Genomic DNA, 24,786 nt, shown 5'->3' on the forward strand with positions numbered 1-24,786 from the left:
TCACGCGCTCAGCGGGAACTCCTCGCCCAACGCCCGGAACACCCCGGTGTTGAGCGCGAACGCCCGCTTGCACTCCGCCACGATCCGCTGCTTCTCCAGGTCGTCGACCCGGATGCCGTCCAGCAGTTCGCGGTACCCCCGCTTGAACGCGGCCGGGTTGCCGATCCCCTCGAAGACGTAGAAGCGCACGCCGTCGCCCTTCCGCGAGAACCCCCACGTCCGCTCCGCCTTGTCGCGGATGATCTGGCCGCCGGAGAGGTCGCCGAGGTAGCGCGTGTAGTGGTGGGCGATGTAGCCGGCCGGCCATGACTCCGCGCACTCCCGTACCCGGTCCGCGTAGGCCTGGGTGGCGGGCAGCGCGGTCAGTCCCGTGCGCCAGTCCGCGCCCCGCAGATGCTCCAGGTCCCGCTCCAGCGCCGGCAGGCGGAACAACTCGGCCCGGATGAACGGGCCGGTCACCGGGTCCGCCGCCAGCCGCCCCGTACCGGTCTCCAACGCCCCGTACACGAACCACAGTTGCTCGGTGTAGCGGGCGTACGCGTCCACGCCCAGCCGGCCGCCGAGCAGATCGCTCATGAAGGTGGAGGTCTCGGCCTCCACATGCTGTTCGTGGGACGCGGTGCGGATGACTGTCGAGAAGGAGTCCATGAGCTCTATCCTCTAAGGTAAGCCTTACCTAAGTCAACAGGTTTACCGACATCCTGTCGGTAAAAGCGTACAAGAAAAGACCCGCCCTCAGCGGAGGACGGGTCCTGACCTGCTACGGCAGCGTGAGAACCTCCGCCCCCGTCTCCGTCACCACCAGCGTGTGCTCGAACTGTGCCGTCCGCTTGCAGTCCTTCGTGACGACCGTCCACCCGTCGTCCCACATGTCGTACTCGTGCGTGCCCAGCGTCAGCATCGGCTCGATCGTGAACGTCATCCCGGGCTGGATGACCGTCGTCGCGTGCGGGCTGTCGTAGTGCGGGACGATCAGGCCGGAGTGGAAGGACGAGTTGATGCCGTGGCCGGTGAAGTCCCGGACCACGCCGTACCCGAAGCGCTTGGCGTACGACTCGATGACCCGGCCGATGATGTTGATCTGGCGGCCGGGCTTGACCGCCTTGATCGCGCGGTCCAGGGACTCGCGGGTGCGCTCGACCAGCAGGCGGCTCTCCTCGTCGACGTCGCCGACCAGGTACGTCGCGTTGTTGTCGCCGTGCACCCCGCCGATGTACGCCGTCACGTCGAGGTTGATGATGTCGCCGTCGCGCAGCACGGTGGAGTCCGGAATGCCGTGGCAGATCACCTCGTTGAGGGAGGTGCACAGGGACTTGGGGAAGCCGCGGTAGCCGAGCGTGGACGGATAGGCGCCGTGGTCGCACATGTACTCGTGCGCCACCCGGTCGAGTTCGTCCGTGGTCACACCCGGCGAGATGACCTTCGCGGCCTCCGCCATCGCCCGCGCGGCGATCCGCCCGGCGATCCGCATCGCCTCGATCGTCTCGGGCGTCTGCACCTCCGGCCCCGTGTACGGGGTCGGCGCGGGCTTGCCGACGTACTCGGGGCGACGGATGTTTCCGGGCACGGAACGGGTGGGAGAGAGCTCCCCTGGTACGAGCAGCGACTGGCCAGACATGCCAGCGAGTCTAACCAGCGGACATGGGGGAACATGGCCGTAGGGAAAGGAGCCGTTGATGGCCCTGTTCAAGAAGCGCACGGTCGGGAAGCCCGGCGAGTGGTACTACTGCCTCGAGCACAAGAAGGTCGAGGAGGGGCCGGAGTGCCCCGCCAAGGACCGCTTCGGGCCGTACGCCACCCGCGCGGAGGCCGAGCACGCGATGGAGACGGCCCGCGAGCGCAACCTGGAGTGGGAGAACGACCCGAAGTGGCACGACGCCACGAAGGGGAGCGCCGACGAGGACTGATCAGGCACCGGCACCGGCAGGGGCGCCGGCGGCGCGCTGCGCCTTCAGCCGCAGCGCGTGCTCGTCCGTCCTCGCGTCGTACGACATCAGCTTCGGCAGTCCCGCCGCCAGCAGCCCCACCGCGCCCACGCACATCAGCCCGCCCGCCCACACCGAGGTCCGCACCCCGGCCAGCGCGGCCATGCCACCGGACCTGACCTGGCCCAGCTGCGGGCCCACCGAGTAGGACAGCAGCTCGATCCCGGCGAGCCGGCCGCGCAGCTCGTCCGGGATCGTCTGGTTCCAGATCACCGCGCGGAAGATCCCGCTCACCATGTCGCAGCCGCCCGCGACGGTCAGGAACAGCAGCACCAGCCATACGTTGCCCACGGCACCCGCGCAGGCGATCGCCACGCCCCACAGCGCGGCGGCCAGCACCACCATCCGCCCGTGCCGGTGGATCCGCGAGGTCCAGCCGCTGGTCACACTGACCAGCAGGGCACCCGCCGGGACCGTCGAGTACATCAGCCCGAGGGCCCACTCGGCGTGCAGATCGTCCGCGAGGAACGGCAGCACCGCCAGCGGCATCGCGAAGAACATCGCCGCGAGGTCGATCGCGTACGTCCCGAGCAGCTCCTTGCGGCTCCACGCGTACCGGGCGCCCTCGGCGATCGACCGCAGCGAGGGCTTCTGCGCCTCATGAGCCCTGGGGGAGGCGGCGATCCGGAAGATCAGGACCACGGACACGACGAACGTCAGCGTGTCCGCCGCGTACGCGTAGGGCAGCCCCGCGAACGCCACCACCACACCCGCCAGCGCCGGGCCCACGACCCCGCCGACCGTCCAGCGCAGGGAGTTGAGCGCGGACGCGGCCGTCATGTGCTCGTGGGCCACGATCCGCGGCCACAGCGAGTCCAGGGCCGGCCGCTGGACCGAACCGAGGACGGAAGTCAGCGCCGCGATCACGTACAGTGGCCATACGGCGGGCTTCGGCAGCAGCGAGTTGAGCAGCAGCGCCCCGCACAGCACACCGAGCCCGGCCTCGGTCCAGACGATCAGCTTCCGCTTGTCCCACGCGTCGGCGAGCGCACCGCCGTAGAGCCCGAACACGATCAGCGGCACGAGTTCTACGGCCCCGATCGCGCCCACCGCCGCGGCGGAGCCGGTGAGTTCCTTCATCTGCACCGGGAGCGCGACGAAGGACAGGAAGTTCCCGAAGTTCGAGATCAGGCCCGCGACCCAGAGCCTGCGGAAGTCGGCGGAGGCATGCCAGGGGGCGAGGTCGGGGAGGAGGGCGCGCAGGCCGGAGGCGGTCACAACAGAGCATCGTTGGATGGGGAGTCGCCGCGGGCAACTGCTTTTGTGCCCTACCAACGGGCGGGCGGCGGGGCCGTCAGTTGGTCGGTCAGCCGCGACAACCGGTCCCGGAAACGCCTCCGCCCCCGCGCCGCCGGCAACACGTTCTCCCCGGCCGCCGCACTCACGAGATGCTGCACCGTGTCGAGGTCCAGGTCCGTGCCCTCCGGTACGGCGAGCGACTCGTGGGCCAGGGACGCCAGTTCGCGGTCCTCGGAGCCGAGGGAGAGGACGGTCGCCCCGGCCCGGCGGGCGTCGTGCACCCGTTCAAGGAGCGGATCACCGGGCCCCTCCGGCGACACCACGAGCAGTGTCTCGCCGCGCCTGGCCGCCTCGATCCGGCCGAGTCCGACGGCCAGATGGGCCGGATCGGAGGGGCGCGCGTCGTGCCGTACGAGAGTCGGGGCCAGTTCCGGTGTGCCCGACCAGGCGGCCTCGTCGACCAGATGCGCCGCGAGATGCCACGGCTCGTACGCGGGCGTGCCCACCAGCAGCAGCCCGCCCCCGTGCGCCACCACGGACCCGCGCAGGACCCCGGCGAACCGCCGCGTGGCCCCCAACCACTCGGTCCCGGCGAGCACTTCACGCAGCAGCGCGACCCGTACGGCGTCCATGTCCGCGCATCCTGCCGCAACCGGCCACTCGTGACGTGGAGTTCACCGCGAATTCGCCCGACTTGGGGAAGGTGCGGGCTCATCCGCCCCGCCGCACGTCGCACAAGGAGCCACCCCATGACAGACCCCGCAGACGTCACCGTCCCCTTCCGCGCCGGCCAAGGGGGCTACGCGAGTTACCGGATCCCGGCGGTCGTGGTCTCCCGCGCCGGTACCGTCCTCGCGTTCTGCGAGGGCCGGGTGGCCTCCGCGAGCGACTACGGCCACATCGACATCGTGCTGCGCCGCTCCACGGACGGCGGCCGCACGTGGGGCCCTCAGACCGTCGCCGCCGACAACGGCACCGACCTCGCGGGCAATCCGGCCCCCGTCGTCCTGGACACCGGCCGCATCCTGCTCGTCCACGTCCGCTCGGCCGCCGCCGCGAGCGAGGACGCCATCCTGCGCGGCAAGGTGAAGCCGGCCGACGGGCGGCGGGCGTGGGTGCGCTACAGCGACGACGACGGGGTCACCTGGTCCAGCCCGAAGGAGATCACCGAGCAGGTGAAGAAGCCCGAGTGGCGCTGGTACGCCACCACCCCCGGGCACGCGATCCAGCTGAGCACCGGCCGCGTGGTCGTCCCCGGCAACCACACCGTCCCGCCCACCGGCACCGACGTCGGCAACGAGGCCAAGTACAACAGCGGCCACTGCCTGCTCAGCGACGACGGCGGCGAGACCTGGTCCCTCGGCTACGTCGACGAGAACACCGACGGCTACATCAACTGCAACGAGACCACCGCCGCCGAACTCCCCGACGGGCGCGTCTACTTCAACACCCGCAACGACTCCCCGTCCCCCGGCAACCGCGCCGACGCCTACTCCGAGGACGGCGGGAAGACCCTCGTCAAGCCGTTCCGCCCGCAGGCCGGCCTCGCCGCCCCCGTCTGCGAGGGCAGCGTCCTCCAACTCCGCGACCCCGACGTGCTGTTGTACTCCGGCCCCGGCGACCCGGCCGCCCGCGCCCTGATGACCCTGCGCGCCTCGGCCGACGGCGGCACCACCTGGCGCCCGGCGTTCACCGTCGACGGCCTGCCCGCCGCCTACTCCGACCTCGTCCGCGTCGACGACGACACGGTCGGACTCCTCTACGAGACCGGGGACTTCGGGGCGTACGAGACGATCACGTTCCGGCGCGTGGCGGTGAGCGACCTCGGCTGAGCCGACGGGCGCCCGTGACGGACCTCACCTGAGCCGATACGTAGGGGAAGGCGGACGTAAAGTCGGCCCATGACCTCTACCGACAGTGCTGCACAGACCCCCGCGACGCCCCCGGCGAAGGCCCCCGCCAAGGACCCGTGGGATCTCCCCGACGTCTCCGGACTGGTCGTCGGCGTGCTCGGCGGGACCGGGCCGCAGGGCAAGGGCCTCGCCTACCGGCTCGCCAAGGCCGGCCAGAAGGTGATCATCGGCTCCCGTGCCGCCGAGCGCGCGCAGGCCGCCGCCGACGAACTCGGCCACGGTGTCGAGGGCGCCGACAACGCGGAGACCGCGCGCCGCAGCGACGTCGTGATCGTCGCCGTGCCCTGGGACGGCCACGGCAAGACGCTGGAGTCGCTGCGCGAGGAGCTGGCCGGGAAGCTCGTCGTCGACTGCGTGAACCCGCTCGGTTTCGACAAGAAGGGCGCCTACGCGCTGAAGCCGGAGGAGGGCAGCGCCGCCGAACAGGCCGCCGCCCTGCTGCCGGACTCGCGGGTCGCCGCCGCCTTCCACCACCTGTCGGCCGTCCTGCTCATGGACACGGAGATCGACGAGATCGACACGGACGTCATGGTGCTGGGCGAGGAGCGCGCCGACGTCGAGATCGTGCAGGCGCTGGCCGGCCGTATCCCCGGCATGCGGGGTGTCTTCGCGGGCCGGCTGCGCAACGCCCACCAGGTGGAGTCCCTGGTCGCGAACCTGATCTCGGTCAACCGCCGCTACAAGGCACACGCGGGACTGCGCGTCACGGACGTCTGAGCGGGTGGGGGACACTGGTGGCGACCGACCGCACCAGCGTCCCCCTCGTTCCGCCGACAGGAGCCGATCCCATGCCCCGCCTCGCCCTCTACGCCCTCGTCGTCTGCCTGCTCGCCGTGGCGGCCGCGGTCGTCTCCTTCGTGGAGGGCAGCTGGATCGGCATCGTGTGGGTCCTGCTCGCGGGGCTCTCGTCCAACATGTGCTGGTACTACCTGAAGCGCGGCCGCGCGGCCTGAGACCTTTCCTAGCGCCAGAACTGGTAGAGGCTGTAGCCGTACGACGTCGCCCAGTCGCTGACGCCCAGGCCCCGCAGGATCGCGTCGATCATGTCGAAGAACTCCCGGTTGATCGACGGCACCCACAGCAGCGCGAACACGAACAGCAGGCCGAACGGCGCGAACGGCTCGACCTGCCGCTTGATGTCGTTCGACAGCCAGGGCTCGATCACGCCGTAGCCGTCCAGGCCCGGCACCGGCAGGAAGTTCAGGATCGCCGCGGTCACCTGGAGCAGGGCCAGGAAGGCCAGCGCGTACTGGAACTCGGCCGGCACCCCGTCGAGGGCGTGCAGCCAGAACGGGGCCGTGCAGACCGCCGCGAACAGGACGTTCGTCAGCGGGCCGGCCGCCGAGATCAGGCTGTGCTTCCAGCGGCCGTGGATGCGGCCCCGCTCGATGAACACCGCGCCGCCCGGCAGCCCGATGCCGCCCATGATGACGAAGATCACCGGCAGCACGATGCTGAGCAGCGCGTGCGTGTACTTCAGCGGGTTGAGGGTCAGATAGCCCTTCGAGCCGATCGAGATGTCACCGCTGTGCAGCGCGGTGCGCGCGTGCGCGTACTCGTGCAGACACAGGGAGACGATCCAGGCGGCCGTCACGAACAGGAACACGGCGATGCCCGGCTTCTCGGCGAACCCGGTCCAGGTGGCCCAGCCGGTCACCGCCGTGACGGCCAGGATCCCGAGGAAGACGGGACTGATCCGCCGGTCGCTCGGGCGGGTGGTGGTGGCGGTCATGGGGGTGGGCTCCCTGCTGGGGGTCGGTGGATCGCGCGAAGCCCGACGGTACCGGGCAGAGGGGAAAACGTCTCGCGGGTGGCCACCGGTTCCGGGGAAGGTGGGCGCATGGGACTCTGGCACGCGATCCGCGACCCCGTCACCCCCCTCTCCGGGGCGGCGGCTCTCGTACGCCGTGCCCGGCGCCGCGCCGCCCCAACCCCGTGACCGCTTCCGCCGCCACCAGAGACAATGGACCCCGTGCGCTATCGCATTCTCGGCACCACCCAGGCACTGCGCCCCGACGGCACCCCCGTCCCGGTCGGCGGGGCGCGGCTGCGCGCCCTGCTCACCGTGCTCGCCCTGCGGCCCGGCCGGGCCGTGCCCGCGAGCTTCCTGGTGGACGAGGTGTGGGGCGCCGACCCGCCCGCCGACGCGACGGGCGCGCTGCAGGCGCTGGTGGGCAGGTTGCGCCGGGCGCTCGGCGCGGACGCGATCGGCTCCACGGAGAGCGGCTACCGGCTCGCCGTGGCCGCCGACGACATCGACCTGCACCGTTTCGAGCGGCTGACCGGCGAGGGGCTGCGGGCGCTGGCCGACGGCAACCCGGCCAAGGCGGCCGAGGCCCTGGACGACGCGCTCGCCCTGTGGACCGGCCCGCCCCTCGCGGACCTCCCCGACCGTACGGCGGAGGCGGCCCGCCGGGAGACCCGCCACCTCGACGCCCGCCGCGCCCGCCTCACGGCGGCCCTCGCCCTGGGTGAAGCGGACACCGCCCTCCCCGAACTGACCGCCCTCTGCGACACCCACCCCCTCGACGAACCCCTCCAGTCCCTCCGCCTCCAGGCCCTCCGAGCCACCGGCCGCACAGCGGAGGCACTGGCCGCCTACGAGGACATACGCCAACTCCTCGCGGACCGCCTCGGCTCCGACCCGGGGCCCGAACTGCGCGCGCTGCACGGTGAGTTGCTCAGTCCGGCCGATGGCGGAACCGGTGGCGGCGCCACGGCACCCGCTGCGCTCGGCGGCCGCACCGGGACCGGCGGCGGACCGGGCACGCACAACGGTCCTGGTGGGTCTGGCGCGCACTCCGATTCCGGCGGACCGGGCGTGCACTCCGGTCCTGGTGGGTCGGGCGCGTACTCCGGTTCGGGTGGGTCGGGCGCGTACTCCGGTTCGGGTGGGTCGGGCGGGTCCTACGGCTCCGGTGGGTCCGGCGCCAACTTTGGCCCCGGCGGACCGGGCGTGCACTCCGGTCCTGGTGAGTCCGGTGCGTACTCCGGTTCGGGTGGGTCTGGCGGGTCCTACGGCTCCGGTGGGTCCGGCGCCAACTTTGGCCCCGGCGGACCGGGCGTGCACTCCGGTCCTGGTGGGTCCGGCGGGTACTCCGGTTCCGGTGGATCTGGCGTGCACTACGGCCCCGATGGGTCCGGTGCACACTCCGGCCCTGGTGGGTCCGGCGGGTCCTACGGCTCCGGTGGGTCCGGCGCGAGCTTTGGCTCCGGCGGGCCGGGCGTGCACTCCGGTCCTGGTGAGTCCGGCGCGTACTCCGGTCCCGACGGGTCCCGCGTGCACTCCGGTTCCGGCGGACCCGGCGCCCACGACCGCCCCGGCGGACCGGGTGACGGCAACGCACCCGGTGGGCAAGGCGAGTTCGCCGGTGGCGCCGATTCCGGCCGGTCCGCTTCCGCCGCCGTCTACGACGACACTGCCCCGCCCCCTGGCAACCTCCGCGCCCGTCTCACCTCCTTCGTCGGTCGGGAGGCCGACATCGAGGCCATCCGCGGGGACATCGCGGCGGCCCGTCTTGTGACCCTGCTCGGGCCCGGTGGGGCGGGGAAGACGCGGCTTTCGCAGGAGGCTGCCGAGCGGGTGCGGTACGCGTCGCGGGACGGGGTGTGGCTGGCCGAACTCGCCCCCGTCGACGATCCCGAGGCCGTACCGGAGGCCGTGCTCACCGCCCTCGGGGCGCGCGAGACCGTGATGTACGGCGCCGGTGCCGAGGCGATCCGGGCCGCCGGGGGAGACCGGCACGACGACCCCGTGGAGCGGCTCGCCGAGCACTGCGGCCGGCGCCGGATGCTGATCGTCCTCGACAACTGCGAGCACGTCGTGGACGCGGCCGCCCGCCTCGTGGAGGCCCTGCTGGAGCGCTGCCCCGAGCTCACCGTGCTCGCCACCAGCCGCGAACCCCTGGGCGTACCGGGGGAGTTGCTGCGCCCGGTGGAGCCCCTGCCCGACCCCGTCGCGCTACGGCTGCTCGCCGAGCGGGGCGCGGCGGCCCGGCCGGGATTCTCGGTCGAGGACGACATCGAGGCCTGTGCCGAGATCTGCCGGCGGCTCGACGGGATGCCCCTCGCGATCGAACTTGCGGCCGCCAGGCTACGGATGTTGACGCCGCGTCAGATCGCCGACCGGCTCGACGACCGCTTCCGGCTGCTCACTTCGGGCAGCCGTACGCTCCTGCCCCGCCAGCAGACCCTGCGGGCCGTCGTCGACTGGTCCTGGGACCTGCTCGACGCGGACGAACGGGACGTACTGAGCACCCTCTCCGTCTTCGCCGGCGGCTGCGACCTCGCCGCCGCCGAGGCCGTGTGCGGACCCGTCGCGTTCGAGACGCTCGGCTCCCTCGTCGACAAGTCCCTTGTCGTGGCGGCCCCTTCGGGCGAGGGGGAGATGCGCTACCGGCTCCTGGAGACCGTCGCCGAGTACGCGGGCGAACGGCTCGCCGAGTCCGGCCGCCGCCCCGCCGCCGAGCGCGCCCACCTGACGTACTACCGCGAACTCGCCCGCACCACCGACCCGTTGCTGCGCGGCCCCGGCCAACTCGCCGCCGTGGAGCGGCTGGAGCGCGAGTACGAGAACCTCCGCACCGCCCTGCGGCACGCCGTCGCCGAGCGCGACGAGCAGGAGGCCCTCTGCCTCGTCCTGTCGCTGGTCTGGTACTGGCAGATGCGCGACGTCCGCATCGAGGCCCGCAACTGGTGCGTCGAGGTCATGGCCCTGGGCCCCGACCCCTTCGCGGCCCCCGTCCAGCGCGCCGCCCCGGTCTGGGAGCGCTGCACCGACATCCCGCCCCCGCTCACCGGAGAACTCCTCGCCGAGGCCCGGCGCGGTCTCCATCTCGCCCATCTCGCCTGCATGGACACGGAGTTGGACGCCTGGGAGACACCGGCGGCGAAGGAGAAGCTGGGCCTCATCGCCCAGGTCTACGAACCGGGCCTGCCGCAGACCTGTCGTACGCCCGGCATGTTCTGGTTCTTCGCCGTGATGCTGAGCGGCAGCGTGGAGCGGCTGCCCGCGATCCTCGACGCCGACGTCCACACCTGCCGGACCAACCCGGGCATGGAGTGGGAGCTCGCCACCACCCTCCAGATGCGCGCCAACATGCTCGCCAACCGCACCGACTGGGCGGGCGACGCGGCCCGGGACGCCGACGAGTCGCTGGAGATCTTCCTTCGCCTCGGCGACATCTGGGGCGTCGCGGAGGCGCTCTCGGCCCGCGCCGAGGCCCGCGAGCGCACCGGCCAGTACCGGCTCGCCGCCGCCGACTACGAGGCCGCGATCGAGCACGCCGAACGGCTCGGCGCCCGAGGGCAGACGGCCGTGCTCGGCGCCCGGCTCGGCAGTGTGCTCATCGAGGAGGGCGAGTTCGAACGCGGCGAGCGCATCCTGCGCGAGGTCATCGACCGGCCGCACGGCGCGAGCAGCGAGGCGATGCCCGCCGCCCGGATGTTCCTCGCCGGCCGCCTCGCCACGTCCGGCCGGATCCCGGAGGCGCGCGAGGAACTGCGCCTGCTGCGCGAGGAGTTCCACATCGCGCACTTCATCGTCTTCGACGCGTTCATCCTCGGCTCGGAGGCCTGGGTGGAGGCGCTCGACGGCGAGTACGAGGAGTCCCTGGACAAGATCCGCAAGGCGCTGAAGCGGGCCGGTGACCCGCTGTCCGAGGCCATCGCCCCGCACATGACCTCGCTGTACCTGGGGATCGCCGCGGTCGCCCTCACCGAGTTCGACGGCGGCGCCCGGGCCAAGGACGGCGTCCGCTGCCTCGTCGCGGCGAAGGCGCTGCTGCCGCCCGGGCACGTCCCGACCTTCATGGAACGCGAGGCCTACCGCCAGGCCGAACTGCACGCGCGCGGCAGGCTCGGCGACGCGGCCTACGAGGAGTGCGCGGCCGGATACGCCGAAGGCGACGGCCTCTCCGCGAAGGAGGCCGCCGCCCTGGTGTGAGGCCCGCCGTACCCGACGGCGTTCAGGTCTTGGTGCGGAACTTGTAGATCGAGATCGGGGCCATCACCGCGGTGAGCCCCACCGACCAGGCGAGCGTCAGCAGCGTGCCGTGGGCGACCGGGCCGCCCACCATCAGCCCGCGGGCCGCGTCCGCCAGGGCGGAGAGCGGGTTGTAGTCGGTGAAGTTCTGCAGCCAGCCCGGCATCGAGCCGGTCGGCGCGAAGATCGACGAGCCGAACTGCAGCGGCATCAGCACCAGGAAGCCCATGGCCTGCACGGACTGCGCGGACTTCATGGTCACGCCGAGGGTGAGGAACACCCACATCAGGGCCGAGCCGAACACCGCGGACAGCCCGATCGCGGCGAACATGCCGAGCCAGTGGTGGATGTGGAAGCCGACGAGGACACCGACGACCATCAGCACGGCGGACGCGACCAGCATCCGCATCATCTCGACCGAGATCTTCGCGATCAGCACCGAGGCGCGCCCGATGGGCAGGGACCGGAACCGGTCCATGACCCCGGTGTGGAAGTCGGTGTTGAAGCCGGTGCCCACCCCCTGCGCCATGTTCATCCCCATCATGGCGAGCAGACCGGGTACGACGTACTGCACGTACGCCTCCTGCCCACCGCCCAGCGACTGCCCGATCGAGCCGCCGAAGACGTACACGAACAGCAGCGTGAAGATGACCGGGAACAGGATGGCGTCGAACATCGACTCCGGGTCCTGCCTGATCCACAGCAGATTGCGCCGGATCAGCGCGCCGGTGTGGCGCAGATGGTTGCGCAGCGGGATACGGGGGTCCGACGCGACGGCGCCGGGCTTCACGGCGACGGCGCTCATACGGCGACCTCCTCGCGGTCGGGGGTGGGCACGGAGTCCTGCGGGGCACTGGCGCGGTGGCCGGTGAGGGAGAGGAACACCTCGTCCAGGCTGGGCAGTTCGGTGGTGATGGAGGCGATGGTGAGGCCGCGGGCGCTCACCGCGCCGACCACGGCGGTCAGTTGCTCGTCGCTGAGGATCGGCACCAGGACCGTGCCACTCTCGACGTCGACGGTGACGGTGGCCAGGCCGGTGATGCCGAGCTCGTCCAACGCGCGGGCCAGCGGCCGCAGTTGCAGCGGATCGGTCGGCCGGATGCGCAACGCCCGGCCGCCGACCTTCGCCTTCAGCTCGTCGATCCCGCCGTTCGCGATGACCTTGCCGTGGTCCACCACGGTCAGCTCGGAGGCGAGCGCCTCGGCCTCCTCCATGTACTGCGTGGTGAGCAGCACGGTCACGCCGTCGCCGACCATGGACCGCACCTCGTCCCACACCTCCATGCGGGTGCGCGGGTCGAGACCGGTGGTCGGCTCGTCCAGGAACAGCACCTGCGGGTGCCCGATCATCGAGGCGGCCAGGTCGAGCCGGCGCCGCATACCGCCGGAGTACGTGCTCGCGGGCCGCTTGGCGGCGTCCGTCAGCGAGAACCGCTCCAGCAGTTCGTCGGCGCGGGCACGGGCGTCCTTGCGGGACAGGTCAAGGAGCCGCCCGATCATGTAGAGGTTCTCCCACCCGGGGAGCTTCTCGTCCACGGAGGCGTACTGGCCGGTGAGGCCTATCACCCGGCGCAGCTGGCGGGGCTGGCGCAGGACGTCGTAGCCGGCGACGGATGCCTCGCCGGCGGTCGGGGCGAGCAGCGTGGACAGGATGCGTACGAGGGTGGTCTTGCCGGCACCGTTCGGCCCGAGCACACCCATCACGGTGCCTTCCCGGACGTCCAGGTCGACGCCGTCCAGCGCCTTGGTCTCGCCGTAGTGCTTGACCAGCCCCCGCACGGTCACTGCCGTGCCGCTGGGTGTGTTGTCGATTCGCGTCATGCGGATGACAGTGCCAGCGTCTGCCGACAGAACGCCGACATCCCACCGACAGGCGCCTACAACTGACCGACGGCGGCGGCAGTCTTCCGACGATCACCGCAACCATCAATTGAGGAACCACGACGGCGAGCAACCACCTCCGCGAGAGCGGCGCCGGTTTAGGCGCAAAAGAGGGGCAGCCCGCCGACGGGGGAAGTTCGGCGGGCTGCCATGGTGCCGCAGTGGCTCTGACCGGTCAGTGGACCGAGTGCTCCTCCAGCGGGAACGTCCCGCCCACCACGTCCTCCGCGAACGCCTTCGCCGCGTTGCCCATGACCTCACGCAGATTGGCGTACTGCTTCACGAACTTGGGCATCCGACCACCCGTAAGCCCCAACATGTCGGTCCACACCAGGACTTGGGCATCGGTCTCGGCCCCGGCCCCGATCCCGACGGTAGGAATGTGCAGCACCCGGGTCACCTCGGCCGCGAGCTCCGCCGGCACCAGCTCCAGTACGACCGCGAACGCCCCCGCGTCCTGCACGGACTTCGCGTCCCGCAGCAACTGCTGCGCGGCCTCCTCGCCCCGCCCCTGCACGCGATACCCCATCGCGTTCACGGACTGGGGGGTCAGCCCGATGTGGGCCATCACCGGGATACCGGACTCGACGAGGAGCCGGATCTGCTCGTGCGACCGCTCGCCGCCCTCCAGCTTCACCGCCCCGACCCCGGCCTCCTTCACCAGCCGGGTCGCCGAGCGCAGCGCCTGCACCGGCCCCTCCTGGTAGGACCCGAAGGGCAGATCGCCGACGATGAGCGCGCGCTGCGTGCCGCGCACGACCGCGGCGGACAGCATGGTCATCTCGTCCAGCGTGACGGGCACGGTCGACTCGTACCCGAGGTGGCAGTTGCCCGCCGAGTCGCCGACGAGCATGACCGGGATCCCGGCCTCGTCGAAGACGGACGCGGTCATCGCGTCGTAGGCGGTGAGCATGGGCCACTTCTCGCCGCGTTCCTTGGCGAGAGCGATGTCGCGAACGGTGATACGGCGTGTGCCCTTGCCTCCGTACAGCGCCTTGCTGCCGTCGGAGGAGCTGGTCTTCCCAGTCTGGGCAGCCGAAAGCTGCGTCATTGCAACGGCTCCTTCAGTCATCTCGAGGCACCCTCACGGCGTCCCCGGATCCCCTCCATGGTGGCACCTCGTGCCACGGAGGGCCAGAGGGACCCCCGTCACCCGCGTCACGTCCGATCACGTGCGGGGCATACGTAAGGTCTGAGTAAAAGATTTACGATACGGCACGGTCTCGTATCGGAATTCGCCCGAAGCTCCCTAGTCTGGACCGCATGACCACTCCACCCGTCCCGGGCACCCGGATACCCGAAGCGGTGCACCGTCGCCGTTGGGCCATCCTCGGCGTGCTGATGCTGAGCCTGCTGATCGTGGTGCTCGACAACTCGATCCTCAACGTCGCCATCAAGACCATCTCCACCCCGGCCCCGACCGGCCTGGGCGCGACACAGAGCGAGCTGGAGTGGGCGATCAACGCCTACACCCTCGTCTTCGCCGGCCTGCTGTTCACCGCCGGCCTCCTCGGTGACCGGCTGGGCCGCAAGAAGACCCTGCTCGGCGGTCTCCTCGTGTTCGGCATCGGCTCCGCGCTGGCCGCCGAGTCCGGCTCGCCCGACCAGCTCATCGCCTTCCGCGCCCTGATGGCGCTCGGCGCGGCCTTCGTGATGCCCGCCACCCTCGCCGTCCTCATGAACGTCTTCGAGCGCGAGGAGCAGCCCAAGGCCATCGGCATCTGGGCCGGCGGCGTCGGCCTCGCCATCGCGATCGGCCCGATCACCGGCGGTGTGCTCCTCGACCACTTCTGGTGGGGCTCGGTCTTCCTGATCAACGTGCCCATCGTGATCATCGCGCTCGCCCTGATGATCTGGCTGGTCCCCGACTCCCGCGACCCCAAGCCCGGCCGCCTCGACCCGATCGGCGTGGTCCTGTCCGTCGTAGGCCTCGTCCTGCTGGTCTACGGCATCATCGAGGGCGGCGAACTGGCCGACTTCACGGCGCCCAAGGTGCTGTCGACGATCCTCGCCGGTGTCGCGGTCCTCGCCGGGTTCGTCTGGTTCGAGAAGCGCAGCGACCACCCGTCCATCGACGTCACGTACTTCAAGAACAAGGTGTTCTCGGCCGCGATCGCCGCCATCGCGCTGGTCTTCTTCGCGCTGATGGGCGTGACCTTCTTCTCGGTCTTCTACACCCAGAGCGTGCGCGGCTACTCACCGCTCCAGACCGGTCTGCTGATGCTGCCGCTGGCCGCCGCGCAGATGATCTTCGCGCCGCGCGCCCGGCTGGTCGTCGACCGCTTCGGCAACCGGATCACCACCGGCGTCGGCCTGCTGCTGCTCGCCGGGATGCTCGCCGCCTTCGCGACCCTCAAGGCCGACACGCCGATCTGGATCCTGGAGATCATCTTCTTCCTCATGGGCGCCGGCATGGCCCACGTCATGACCCCGACCAGCGTCGTCATCATGCAGGCCCTGCCGCGCGAGAAGGCGGGCTCCGCGTCCGCGCTGAGCAACACCTTCCGCCAGGTCGGCGGCGCGCTCGGCATCGCCGTACTCGGCTCGGTGCTCTCCACCGCCTACCGCAACGGCATCGAGGGCAAGCTCGGCTCGGTGCCGGCCGCCCTGCGCGACACGGCCGGCGAGTCCATCGAGGCCACCCTCGGCGTCGCCGCGAAGCTCGGCCCGCAGGGCAAGGCCCTGGTCGGCCCGGCCAACGACGCCTTCCTGCACGCCATGCACGTCACCGCCCTGTGCGGCGCGGGCGTGGCCGTCGTAGGCGCGGTGGTCGCCTTCCTCTTCCTGCCCGGGAAGCCGACGGCCCGCCAGGAGGGCAAGGAGGAACAGGAGTTGGTCGTCGTAGGCGAATAGCGACGACAATCGGCACGGACGCGGACGGGGGGACAGCGAAGGGACGGAGTGAAGTGAGCCTTGCCGGCAGCGGCACCGACAGCGGGACTCAGCCGGGTGCGCCCACCAGGGGACGCCCGCGCAGCGAGGCCGTCGAACGCGCCATCACGGAGGGCGTGATGAAGCTCCTGGAGGAAGGCGTGCCCCTGGCCGAACTCTCCATCGAGCGCATCGCCCGCACCGCCGGTGTCGGCAAGGCCACCATCTACCGCCGCTGGCCGGGCAAGGAGGAACTCTTCGTCGACGTCGTCCGCGCGGCCGAGCCGCCGGACCCCGAACTGCCCGGCGTCTCCCTGCGCGACGACCTCGTGGCCATGCTGGAACAACTGCGCCAGCGTGGCCTGATCGCCCGGTCCTCGGCGCTCCTGCACAACGTGTTCGCACAGATGAAGAGCAGCCCGAAGGTCTGGGCCGCGTACCACGCGACCGTCGTGGAACCCCGCCGCCGCAAGCAGGTGGACATCCTGCGCCGGGGCCAGGAGAACGGCGAACTCCGCACCGACCTCGACGCCGAGCTGATGAACGACATGCTGGTCGGTCCGATGCTCCTGCGCACCGTCATGCGCGCCGACGCCGACCTCCCCGAGGGCCTGTCCGAACTCCTCGTGGACACCGTGCTGGTGGCCCTGCGCCCGGCCGACTCCTAGCGGATCCGTATGTGCGCGTCTCGTCACAAGCACGCCCTGCGGGCCGGTATCCGGAACTCACGGCGGCGACTTGTTCGTCCTCGTCCCCGTACGGCCGTCATGGGACGGCGGATCGGAACCGATCATCCCCTAGGGTCGTAGGCGCGGGGACGATGGTGTGCACGGCAGGTAGTGAGGCGACGGTATGGCACAGCAGGCGTATGTGGCGGAGACGGACGGCAGCGGCTCGGGGGACGAGTCGCGCGGAAACCGACTTCGGCGCCTGCGGAACAGACTGTTCGACGGCTGGCGGGGCGACCGGAGGATCTGGCGCCGGGGTCTGATCCTCGCCGCGCTGGCGATCGTCCTGGCCCTCGTCATGCTGCTGCACTCCCGCATCCCGAACCGGATCGGCAACCTGGGCAGTCTCACGGAGACCTTCCTGCCCTGGTTCGGGATCGCGATCCCGCTGCTGCTGGTCCTCGGCCTGGTCCGCAAGTCGGCGACCGCGCTGATCGCCGTCGTACTCCCGGCGGTCGTCTGGCTCAACCTCTTCGGCGGGCTCCTGCTCAGCGACAAGACCGGCACCGGCGGCGACCTGACCGTGGCCACGCACAACGTCAACGCCGACAACCCCGACCCGGCCGGCACGGCCCGCGACGTGGCGGCGTCCGGCGCGGACATCGTCGCCCTGGAGGAGCTGACGGCCTCGGCGGTCCCGACGTACGAGAAGGCCCTCTCCTCGACGTACAAGTACCACGCGGTCGAGGGCACGGTCGGCCTGTGGAGCAAGGACCCGATGACCGGCGTCCAGGCCGTGGACATAAAGCTGGGCTGGACCCGCGCGATGCGCGCCACCGTCACCACCCCCGAGGGGCGGATCGCGGTCTACGTCGCCCACCTCCCGTCGGTGCGGGTGAAGCTGAAGGCAGGGTTCACGGCCCGGCAGCGCGACACGAGCGCCGACGCCCTCGGTGAGGCCATCGCCGCCGAGCCGCTGAAGCGGAAGATCCTCCTCGGCGACCTGAACGGCACGATGAACGACCGTTCGCTGAACGCCGTCACCTCCCAGATGCGCTCCACCCAGGGCGCGGCGGGCGACGGCTTCGGGTTCAGCTGGCCGGCCTCGTTCCCGATGGCGCGGATCGACCAGATCATGGTCCAGGGCGTGGAGCCGGTCACCTCGTGGACGCTCCCCAGGACCGGCAGCGACCACCTCCCGATCGCGGCCCGTGTGAACCTGGACACGAGCTCTTAACCTCGTGGAATAGAGCGCCTGGGAGTCTTTGTTCCGTAACTGAACTTAAGCTGGTCAGTACGGAACTCCGCTCTCCCCCTGAAAGGCACAGGCACCTCCATGCCCCTGGCCCTGCTCGCTCTGGCCGTCGGCGCTTTTGGTATCGGCACCACCGAATTCGTGATCATGGGCCTGCTGCCCGAGGTCGCGGACGACCTCCACGTCTCGATCCCCACGGCGGGACACCTGGTCTCGGCGTACGCGCTGGGCGTCGTCATCGGCGCCCCGCTCCTCGCGGCGGTCACCGCCCGCATGTCCCGCCGCACGGTCCTGATCGCCCTGATGGTCCTGTTCGTGGCGGGCAACGCCCTCTCGGCCTTCGCGGCGAACTACGACTACCTCCTCGCCGCTCGCTTCCTGAGCGGCCTGCCGCACGGCGCCTTCTTCGGCGTAGGAGCCGTCGTCGCTACGACGATGGTGGCGCCCGAACGCAAGGCGCGCTCCGTCTCGCTGATGTTCCTGGGCCTCACGGTCGCCAACATCGTGGGCGTGCCCGCGGCCACGCTGATGGGCCAACACCTGGGCTGGCGGGCCACGTTCCTCGCGGTGAGCGTGATCGGTCTGGCGGCGATAGCGTCGCTGGCCGCGCTGATCCCGCACGACCACGCACACGCGCCGCGGGTGGGCCTGCGCGGCGAACTGGCGGCACTCCGCTCCCTCCCGGTCTGGCTGGCCCTCGGCACGACGGTGGCGGGCTTCGGCGCGCTCTTCTCCGCCTACAGCTACATCACCCCGATGCTCACGGACGCGGCAGGCTTCGCCGACGGCAGCGTGACACTCCTGCTGGCCCTGTTCGGCGTAGGCGCGACGGCAGGCAACCTGGTCGGCGGCCGCCTGGCGGACCACTCGCTCCGGGGCACGTTGTTCGGGGGACTGGTGTCCCTCGGCGCGGTCCTGGCCCTGTTCCCGCTCCTGATGACCACGGAGTGGAGCGCGGCACTCGCGGTCGTCCTGCTGGGCGTCGCGGCGTTCGTCACGGGCTCTCCGCTCCAGCTGATGGTGATGGAAAAGGCCGCAGCGGGCCCCTCGTTGGCCTCTTCCGCCAACCAGGCCGCCTTCAACTTGGCCAACGCGGGCGGCGCTTGGATCGGCGGCCTCGCCCTGGCGGCGGGCTTCGGCGCTACGTCACCTGCCGTGGCCGGCGCGCTGTTGGCCGTACTGGGACTGGGAGTTGCCGCCACGGCGTGGAGCGTGGACCGGCGTCGAGCGGTGCCGGGCCGGGAACGTGTCGTCGCGGCTCACGTCCCCGAACAGGCACCGGCGTTGCACCCCTGACTTTGGCTGAGCGCAGACATATTCGCTCCATCCCCACCAAGCGGAGTCTTTACTTCTGGATTTGAGGGTTCCCTGAGCTTCGACGTCAATGGGCGGTGTCCATTGTTCGCAGAAGTTCAGGAAACGGGCACGAATATCCAAATGAGTAAAGTTTGCGTTCTGAATTCATGGCGGCGAATCGGAAGGTCTTGAGGCCCTTTTTACTTGCATGTCCACGTCAGCCCCTTATAGATTCTGGGGAGTCGGGGAGTGATCAGTCACAAATGTGACCGAGGGGATTCTTCGACTTACATAGGGGGCTTTCCATTGCGTCGAAGAACATTATGGAGAGGTTTTTCGAAAGTCGCGGTCGGGACCGTCGCCTGCGCATTGCTCGCACTGGGGACCGTGTCGGCGAGTGCGGATGACGTGACTGCGGACCCGGCGATGACCGCCGCTCTGCAGAGAGTCGCGGACGGTACCTGGACTCAGGCCGATCTCGACTACATCAAGACCGATCCGACGGTCGCCGACCAGGTTCCGGACCCATCGGTACCGGAGAGCGATCTGATCACCGAGAAGACGGTCTCCACCGGAGGTGTGCAGCATCTGACGGTGGACGAACTTCCCTCCGGGGCGGACTATGACGCGTCCGACGAGGTCACGCTGCCCGCGATCCCGGATGGGGACGACAGCGCCGTGAGCAGAGCGACGACCAGCTGGAAAGAGGTCGACGTCTGGGTCAAGAAGTACAGCTTGCTGGGCAGCACGATCTTCACCTGGCACCACGTCGTGAACTTCGCCTACAACGGCTCCCATGTCACCAGCTGGGGCTACCGCTACGACTACCTCTCGCAGCAGCAGGGCATGGTGCAGGTGAAGGAACGCACGACGAACCAGACCACATCGGCAGGGACGTCGTCCGCCTACAACCTGATGCAGCGCCACCTTCAATACTGCATAGCCAAGTACGGCTGCTACGCGGACGTCTACCCCTGGTCCAAGATCACGGTCAAGGGGTCCGGAGGCTATTCCTACAAGTACGGCAGCGGGTAACATCCGGGTGTTGTGATCGGGGTGCCGGTTCGGTTCGCTGTCGGACCAGAACCGAAACGGCACCCTGGTATCAGACAGAGTCAAGGAGATTGACCGTGAAAGGTCTCATCCTGAGGGTGATCGGTGTATGGGTCGCCTTCATCGTGATTCTGGGAGTCTTTGGTGCGGAAATCGGGATTCCTGAATTGACGATTTGGACGGTCTTGCTCGCGCTGTCGAACGTGGCGCTTGTGGTGCGGTATCGACGAGCAAAACAACGTAGTTGAAGATCGATGAGCCGGCGCTTCCAAAAGCTCCGGCTCCAAGTCGTGGTCCGGCGGATCCCGCTGTGTCCACCGGATCACCACCGAGTCCGATGCGCCGGGACGTCACCGGCAGCCCCGCCGGCCGGCTCACCGGTCGAACCGCTCCAGGTCCCGCAGCCAAGCCGTGGCCGACCCGTCCGAAGGCGCCCGCCAGTCCCCCCGGGGCGACAACGAACCCCCCGCCGAAACCTTCGGCCCGTTCGGCATCGCCGAGCGCTTGAACTGGGCGAAGCCGAAGAAGCGGCGGCAGAAGACCTCCAACCACCGCCGGATCTCCGGCAGTTCGTACGCCACCCGCTTCTCCTCCGGGAAGCCGGGCGGCCACGCCCCCGCCCCCGCGTCGTGCCACGCGTGCCACGCCAGGAACGCGATCTTCGACGGACGGAAGCCGTAGCGCAGGACGTGGAAGAGCGTGAAGTCGTGCAGGGCGTACGGGCCGATCTTCGACTCCGTGGACTGCATCTCCTCGCCGGGCACCAGCTCCGGGCTGATCTCCGTGTCGAGGATCGCGGTGAGGATCTTGCCGGTCTCCTCGTCGAACTGGTCGCTGCTCACCACCCAGCGGATCAGGTGCTGGATCAGGGTCTTCGGCACGCCGGAGTTGACGTTGTAGTGGCTCATCTGGTCGCCGACGCCGTACGTGGACCAGCCGAGGGCCAGCTCCGAGAGGTCACCGGTGCCGAGCACGATGCCGTTGCGCTGGTTGGCGAGGCGGAACAGGTAGTCGGTGCGCAGGCCCGCCTGGACGTTCTCGAAGGTGATGTCGTAGACCGGCTCGCCGGAGGCGAAGGGGTGGTCCATCTCCTTCAGCATCAGGCGTGCCGTGGGCGTGATGTCGAGTTCCGCCGCCGTGACGCCGATCGCCCGCATCAGGGCGTGCGCGTTGTCCTTCGTGTGGTCGCTGGTTGCGAAGCCGGGCAGTGTCCAGGCCAGGATGTCGCTGCGCGGACGGCCCGCGCGGTCCATCGCGCGGGCGGCGACGATCAGCGCGTGCGTCGAGTCCAGGCCGCCCGACACCCCGATGACGACCTTCGGGCCGCCGATCGCCGCGAGCCGCTGTTGCAGGCCCTCGACCTGGATGTTGTACGCCTCGTAGCAGTCCTGCGCGAGCCGCTCCGCGTCGGCCGGGACGAACGGGAAGCGTTCCAGGCGCCGACGCAGCCCCAAGTCGCCCAGCGGGGGCGCGAGTTCGAAGCCCACCGTGCGGAAGTCCGACGTCCGCGCCCGGTGCGTACGGCGGTTGTCGTCGAACGTGCCCATCCGCTGCCGTTCCTGCCGCAGCAGGTCGAGGTCGATGTCGGCCACCGCGTACTCGTCGCCCAGCGGGAAGCGGTCGGTCTCGGCCAGCAGCGCGCCGTTCTCGTAGATCATCGCCTGGCCGTCCCAGGACAGGTCCGTCGTCGACTCGCCGAGGCCGGCCGCCGCGTAGACGTACGCGGCGAGGCAGCGCGCGGACGCCGAGCGGCACAGGAGCTTGCGGTCCTCGGCGCGGCCGACGGTGATCGGGCTGCCGGAGAGGTTGACGAGGACGGTCGCACCCGCGAGGGCCGCCTCGGCGCTGGGCGGCACCGGCACCCACATGTCCTCGCAGATCTCCGCGTGCAGTACGAGGGACGGGACGTCCTGGGCCGCGAACAACAGGTCCACGCCGAACGGGACTTCCTCCCCGCCGACGCGGATCGAACCGCCGCGCTCGTCCGCGCCGTCGGCGATCTGGCGGCGCTCGTAGAACTCGCGGTAGTTCGGCGGGTACGACTTCGGTACGACGCCCAGGACCCGGCCCCGGTGCACGAGCACCGCGCAGTTGTAGATCCGGTTGCGGTGGCGCAGCGGGGCGCCGACGACCAGTACCGGCAGCAGGTCCGCGGACCCCGTCACCACCTCCCGCAGCGCCTCCTCGACCTGGTCGAGCAGTACGTCCTGGAGCAGCAGGTCCTCGATGGAGTAGCCGCACAGGCCCATCTCCGCGAAGACGGCGACGGCGACGCCCTCCTCGTCGCAGCGGCGGGCGTGGCGCAGGACGGCTTCGGCGTTGGCGTGCGGGTCCGCGATCACGGTGTGGCCCGTGCAGGCGGCGACGCGGGCGAAGCCGTGCTGATAGATCGACCAGAAGTTCAGTGGAGGCACGGGTCCACTGTAATCGTCAGTGAGACGCGATGGGGTGGCGCGGGGTGTCGAATACCCCACGCCACCCCATCAACAGGTGACTCGCCTACCGCCTACCGGGTCAGTGGTGACCCTTGGGGGCGATGAACGACTCGACGTAGCCGTTCGCGGGCGTGCCCACGCCGGTCACGTCGTCGTAGCCCTTGACCGCGGACAGCGAGCTGTCCTTGCCGAGGCTGCGGACCGAGGTCAGCAGGCCTTCGGTGGCGTCGAAGCCGTTGGCGAAGTCCACGCGCGCCACCGCCAGGCCGGAGCCCGTCGGGTTGTCGGTCACGTCGTGGTAGACCTTCGTGCCGTACTTGGCGTAGATCGACGGGTTGGCGAAACCGATCGCCTTGCCGCCGCGCGCCTCCTGGGCCAGGGCCTGGACCGCCGCGATCACCGGGGAGGCGAGCGAGGTGCCGCCGATCCGGTACTCGCTGTACGACTCCGAACCGTCCGACTGGGTCTGCGTCTGGCCGACCTTGAAGCCGGTGTTCGGGTCGGCGATCGCCGAGATGTCCGGGACGACACGGTTGCCGGTGGCGCTGTTGGCCTTGGCGAGCGCGTCCGGGACGACACCCTTCTGGTAGAAGGGCTCGGCCACGGTCTTGCTGGTGCCGCCGCCCGCGCCCGAGGTGAAGGCGCCGGGGAAGTTGGTCCAGCTCTTGCCGTCGGCCGACAGCGCGGCCTTCTCGGTGCCCCAGCCGGTCTCCCACAGGTACTTGTCACCCTTGCCGACGGCGAGGGAAGTACCGCCGACCGCCGTCACCCACGCCGAGTTGGCCGGGGTGTCGACCTGCTTGACGCCGGGCTGCGTCGGCGTGGTGGTGTTGGCCACCTCGTCGCCGTTGTCACCCGAGGAGAAGTAGAAGCCGATGCCCTCGACCGCGCCCAGCTGGAACACCTGGTCGTAGGCGGCCGCGAGGTCCGGGGTCTGGTTGGCCTCGATGTCGCCCCACGAGTTGGAGACGATGTCGGCCAGGTGGTTGTCGACGACCTTGCTCAGCGCGTCGAGCAGGTCGTCGTCCACGCAGGAGGCGGCGCCCACGTACGTGACGTTCGCGTCCGGAGCCACCGCGTGCACGGCCTCGACGTCGAGGGTCTCCTCGCCGTACCAGCCCGAGGCGTCGCACTCGTCGGCGCCGGTGTACCGGTAGTCGCTGGGCAGAACCTGCTTCAGCTGACTGGTCTTCCAGGTGGCGTCGCCGTGCTTCTTCGCGTAGGTGCCCGCGTCGAAAGCGATGGTCGGCGAGGCGAAGGCGTCGGTGATGGCGACGCGCACGCCCTTGCCCGTGTACTTGCCGGCGCCGTAGGCGGCCCGCAGCTGCTTGCCCGTGTAGCCCTCGATCGCGTACGGGATCTTCTTGCCGTACGCCGAAGGCAGGGTGGTCGCGGTGTTGGAGCCGTAGTACGAGGAGAACGGTCCCGAGTTCTTGAACACCGCGGTCGGACCCGGCAGCGTGTCGTCGTGGGTCGCCTTGTGCGGGGCGTTGTCGAGACCGGTGACGGTCAGGACGGCTCCGTTGAGGCTGTCCGGCGCGGAGGCCGTCTTCGACGGGGCGCGGTAGGTCTTCGAGCCCTTCGCGTAGTTGTGCAGCGAGGTGCTGAACGCCTTCTCGACCGCCGCCACGTCACCGGAGACGGTGACGTAGTGCTGCGTGGTGCCGGTGATCTTCAGCCCGGCGGACTTCAGCCAGGACTTGACGGCGCTCACCTGGGCCGTCGTGGCGCCGAAGCGCTGCTGCACCTGAGCGGCGCTCAGGTACTTGCCGTACAGAGCCGAGCTCGGGTCCGAGACGGCCTTGGCGTACGCCGCGAGACCGGAGGCGTTCCGGCCGGCGAGGTAGACCCGGGCGGAGACCTTGGAGCTGTCCGGAGTGGCTCCCTTGTCCGCCTTGGCCGTCGCCCACGCGGGCTTGGTGCCCGCGAGGGCGTCCCGGCCCGGGGTGTCCGCGGCGTGCGCCGCGGGTATACCGAGCGCCAGAGCGCCGGCGATCATGGGCAGTGTCGCTGCCATGCTCACTCCGGCGCGCATGGTGGCGCGATTGGATCTCATAAAACCCCCTGCTATGCGGTTCCACGCATGGAGTGGTTGGTCGTCGTCGATCCGCACGGAACCTGCGGCGGGAGGGTCCGTGGATGGATCACACGTGGGGGCCACTCTTTCGATGAACCGTTCATGCCAGGGGAACGCGAAAGTCAAGAGA

General features: G+C 70.2%; 20 protein-coding genes and 1 pseudogene. 11 read left to right on the forward strand and 10 right to left on the reverse strand.

Features of this window, described 5'->3' with window-relative positions; all coding sequences use genetic code 11:
* Both SSP08S_RS09145 and map read right to left on the reverse strand, forming a co-directional pair.
* A complete protein-coding gene (locus tag SSP08S_RS09145; RefSeq protein WP_019067281.1) occupies positions 1 to 648 on the reverse strand; it encodes a biliverdin-producing heme oxygenase in 648 nt (215 codons plus the stop codon).
* A 112-nt stretch (positions 649 to 760) separates the two neighbouring features.
* Positions 761 to 1,618 (reverse strand): type I methionyl aminopeptidase, encoded by an 858-nt coding sequence (gene map / locus SSP08S_RS09150; protein WP_026178325.1) that lies wholly within the window; start codon positions 1,616 to 1,618, stop codon positions 761 to 763.
* Between the two features lie 58 nt (positions 1,619 to 1,676).
* Here map and SSP08S_RS09155 point away from each other — a divergent pair, with 58 nt between their 5' ends.
* Positions 1,677 to 1,907, forward strand: coding sequence for a hypothetical protein (locus SSP08S_RS09155; protein ID WP_019067283.1), 231 nt, complete (start codon positions 1,677 to 1,679; stop codon positions 1,905 to 1,907).
* Here SSP08S_RS09155 and SSP08S_RS09160 read toward each other — a convergent pair whose 3' ends face one another.
* Positions 1,908 to 3,203, reverse strand: coding sequence for an MFS transporter (locus SSP08S_RS09160; RefSeq protein ID WP_019067284.1), 1,296 nt, complete (start codon positions 3,201 to 3,203; stop codon positions 1,908 to 1,910).
* 50 nt (positions 3,204 to 3,253) lie between these two features.
* Positions 3,254 to 3,856: a hypothetical protein gene (locus tag SSP08S_RS09165; RefSeq protein ID WP_019067285.1), complete on the reverse strand. Its 603-nt coding sequence runs from the start codon at positions 3,854 to 3,856 to the stop codon at positions 3,254 to 3,256.
* A 117-nt stretch (positions 3,857 to 3,973) separates the two neighbouring features.
* Here SSP08S_RS09165 and SSP08S_RS09170 point away from each other — a divergent pair, with 117 nt between their 5' ends.
* The 3 genes from SSP08S_RS09170 (at position 3,974) to SSP08S_RS62490 (ending at position 6,090) form a co-directional block, all read left to right on the forward strand.
* Positions 3,974 to 5,056 carry a sialidase family protein gene (locus SSP08S_RS09170; RefSeq protein WP_019067286.1) on the forward strand — a complete coding sequence of 361 codons (1,083 nt, stop codon included), beginning with the start codon at positions 3,974 to 3,976 and terminating at the stop codon, positions 5,054 to 5,056.
* Positions 5,057 to 5,125: 69 nt separating this feature from the next.
* Positions 5,126 to 5,854 carry an NADPH-dependent F420 reductase gene (gene npdG, locus SSP08S_RS09175; RefSeq protein WP_019067287.1) on the forward strand — a complete coding sequence of 243 codons (729 nt, stop codon included), beginning with the start codon at positions 5,126 to 5,128 and terminating at the stop codon, positions 5,852 to 5,854.
* Positions 5,855 to 5,925: 71 nt separating this feature from the next.
* Positions 5,926 to 6,090, forward strand: a complete 165-nt coding sequence (locus tag SSP08S_RS62490; protein WP_019067288.1) for a hypothetical protein — start codon at positions 5,926 to 5,928, stop codon at positions 6,088 to 6,090.
* An 8-nt stretch (positions 6,091 to 6,098) separates the two neighbouring features.
* On the opposite strand, the gene SSP08S_RS09185 is transcribed toward SSP08S_RS62490, so the two are convergent.
* Positions 6,099 to 6,869, reverse strand: coding sequence for a site-2 protease family protein (locus SSP08S_RS09185; protein ID WP_019067289.1), 771 nt, complete (start codon positions 6,867 to 6,869; stop codon positions 6,099 to 6,101).
* Positions 6,870 to 7,100: 231 nt separating this feature from the next.
* Between SSP08S_RS09185 and SSP08S_RS09190 the strand changes: the two genes are divergently transcribed.
* Positions 7,101 to 11,081 carry an AfsR/SARP family transcriptional regulator gene (locus SSP08S_RS09190; protein WP_019067290.1) on the forward strand — a complete coding sequence of 1,327 codons (3,981 nt, stop codon included), beginning with the start codon at positions 7,101 to 7,103 and terminating at the stop codon, positions 11,079 to 11,081.
* 22 nt (positions 11,082 to 11,103) lie between these two features.
* On the opposite strand, the gene SSP08S_RS09195 is transcribed toward SSP08S_RS09190, so the two are convergent.
* From SSP08S_RS09195 to panB, 3 genes are all read right to left on the reverse strand, one after another.
* Complete coding sequence (locus SSP08S_RS09195) at positions 11,104 to 11,925, reverse strand: ABC transporter permease (protein ID WP_019067291.1); 822 nt, start codon at positions 11,923 to 11,925, stop codon at positions 11,104 to 11,106.
* Positions 11,922 to 12,941: an ATP-binding cassette domain-containing protein gene (locus SSP08S_RS09200; protein WP_026178326.1), complete on the reverse strand. Its 1,020-nt coding sequence runs from the start codon at positions 12,939 to 12,941 to the stop codon at positions 11,922 to 11,924. The genes SSP08S_RS09195 and SSP08S_RS09200 overlap by 4 nt, the downstream gene beginning before the upstream one ends.
* A 235-nt stretch (positions 12,942 to 13,176) precedes the next feature.
* The gene (gene panB, locus SSP08S_RS09205) at positions 13,177 to 14,052 is read right to left on the reverse strand and encodes a 3-methyl-2-oxobutanoate hydroxymethyltransferase (protein WP_019067293.1); all 876 of its coding nucleotides are present in this window, start codon (positions 14,050 to 14,052) and stop codon (positions 13,177 to 13,179) included.
* A 212-nt stretch (positions 14,053 to 14,264) separates the two neighbouring features.
* Between panB and SSP08S_RS09210 the strand changes: the two genes are divergently transcribed.
* The 6 genes and pseudogenes from SSP08S_RS09210 to SSP08S_RS61655 all read left to right on the forward strand — a co-directional run bounded on the left by SSP08S_RS09210 (position 14,265) and on the right by SSP08S_RS61655 (position 20,392).
* Positions 14,265 to 15,854, forward strand: coding sequence for an MFS transporter (locus SSP08S_RS09210; protein ID WP_019067294.1), 1,590 nt, complete (start codon positions 14,265 to 14,267; stop codon positions 15,852 to 15,854).
* A 53-nt stretch (positions 15,855 to 15,907) separates the two neighbouring features.
* Positions 15,908 to 16,540 (forward strand): TetR/AcrR family transcriptional regulator, encoded by a 633-nt coding sequence (locus SSP08S_RS09215; RefSeq protein WP_019067295.1) that lies wholly within the window; start codon positions 15,908 to 15,910, stop codon positions 16,538 to 16,540.
* Positions 16,541 to 16,825: 285 nt separating this feature from the next.
* Positions 16,826 to 17,777 (forward strand): annotated as a pseudogene (locus tag SSP08S_RS09220) (endonuclease/exonuclease/phosphatase family protein).
* Positions 17,778 to 17,876: 99 nt separating this feature from the next.
* Entirely contained in the window at positions 17,877 to 19,091 is a 1,215-nt protein-coding gene (locus SSP08S_RS09225) for an MFS transporter (protein ID WP_019067297.1), read from the forward strand.
* A 426-nt stretch (positions 19,092 to 19,517) separates the two neighbouring features.
* Positions 19,518 to 20,126 carry a hypothetical protein gene (locus SSP08S_RS09230; RefSeq protein WP_019067298.1) on the forward strand — a complete coding sequence of 203 codons (609 nt, stop codon included), beginning with the start codon at positions 19,518 to 19,520 and terminating at the stop codon, positions 20,124 to 20,126.
* 95 nt (positions 20,127 to 20,221) lie between these two features.
* Entirely contained in the window at positions 20,222 to 20,392 is a 171-nt protein-coding gene (locus SSP08S_RS61655; protein ID WP_158697144.1) for a hypothetical protein, read from the forward strand.
* 126 nt (positions 20,393 to 20,518) lie between these two features.
* On the opposite strand, the gene SSP08S_RS09235 is transcribed toward SSP08S_RS61655, so the two are convergent.
* Both SSP08S_RS09235 and SSP08S_RS09240 read right to left on the reverse strand, forming a co-directional pair.
* A complete protein-coding gene (locus SSP08S_RS09235) occupies positions 20,519 to 22,558 on the reverse strand; it encodes an NAD(+) synthase (protein WP_019067299.1) in 2,040 nt (679 codons plus the stop codon).
* A gap of 100 nt (positions 22,559 to 22,658) precedes the next feature.
* A complete protein-coding gene (locus SSP08S_RS09240) occupies positions 22,659 to 24,596 on the reverse strand; it encodes a S53 family peptidase (RefSeq protein WP_019067300.1) in 1,938 nt (645 codons plus the stop codon).
* Between the last annotated feature and the right edge of the window lie 190 nt (positions 24,597 to 24,786).

Source organism: Streptomyces hokutonensis (assembly GCF_000376565.1).
In the GTDB taxonomy this organism is placed as follows: domain Bacteria; phylum Actinomycetota; class Actinomycetes; order Streptomycetales; family Streptomycetaceae; genus Streptomyces; species Streptomyces hokutonensis.

Bases quoted from the DNA above. Each gene is read 5' to 3' on its own strand.
- SSP08S_RS09145 (WP_019067281.1), bottom strand. From the start codon at position 648: ATGGACTCCTTCTCGACAGTCATCCGCACCGCGTCCCACGAACAGCAT.
- map (WP_026178325.1), bottom strand. From the start codon at position 1,618: ATGTCTGGCCAGTCGCTGCTCGTACCAGGGGAGCTCTCTCCCACCCGT.
- SSP08S_RS09155 (WP_019067283.1), top strand. From the start codon at position 1,677: ATGGCCCTGTTCAAGAAGCGCACGGTCGGGAAGCCCGGCGAGTGGTAC.
- SSP08S_RS09165 (WP_019067285.1), bottom strand. From the start codon at position 3,856: ATGGACGCCGTACGGGTCGCGCTGCTGCGTGAAGTGCTCGCCGGGACC.
- SSP08S_RS09170 (WP_019067286.1), top strand. From the start codon at position 3,974: ATGACAGACCCCGCAGACGTCACCGTCCCCTTCCGCGCCGGCCAAGGG.
- npdG (WP_019067287.1), top strand. From the start codon at position 5,126: ATGACCTCTACCGACAGTGCTGCACAGACCCCCGCGACGCCCCCGGCG.
- SSP08S_RS62490 (WP_019067288.1), top strand. From the start codon at position 5,926: ATGCCCCGCCTCGCCCTCTACGCCCTCGTCGTCTGCCTGCTCGCCGTG.
- SSP08S_RS09185 (WP_019067289.1), bottom strand. From the start codon at position 6,869: ATGACCGCCACCACCACCCGCCCGAGCGACCGGCGGATCAGTCCCGTC.
- SSP08S_RS09190 (WP_019067290.1), top strand. From the start codon at position 7,101: ATGGACCCCGTGCGCTATCGCATTCTCGGCACCACCCAGGCACTGCGC.
- SSP08S_RS09195 (WP_019067291.1), bottom strand. From the start codon at position 11,925: ATGAGCGCCGTCGCCGTGAAGCCCGGCGCCGTCGCGTCGGACCCCCGT.
- SSP08S_RS09200 (WP_026178326.1), bottom strand. From the start codon at position 12,941: ATGACGCGAATCGACAACACACCCAGCGGCACGGCAGTGACCGTGCGG.
- panB (WP_019067293.1), bottom strand. From the start codon at position 14,052: ATGACGCAGCTTTCGGCTGCCCAGACTGGGAAGACCAGCTCCTCCGAC.
- SSP08S_RS09210 (WP_019067294.1), top strand. From the start codon at position 14,265: ATGACCACTCCACCCGTCCCGGGCACCCGGATACCCGAAGCGGTGCAC.
- SSP08S_RS09225 (WP_019067297.1), top strand. From the start codon at position 17,877: ATGCCCCTGGCCCTGCTCGCTCTGGCCGTCGGCGCTTTTGGTATCGGC.
- SSP08S_RS09230 (WP_019067298.1), top strand. From the start codon at position 19,518: ATGACCGCCGCTCTGCAGAGAGTCGCGGACGGTACCTGGACTCAGGCC.
- SSP08S_RS09240 (WP_019067300.1), bottom strand. From the start codon at position 24,596: ATGGCAGCGACACTGCCCATGATCGCCGGCGCTCTGGCGCTCGGTATA.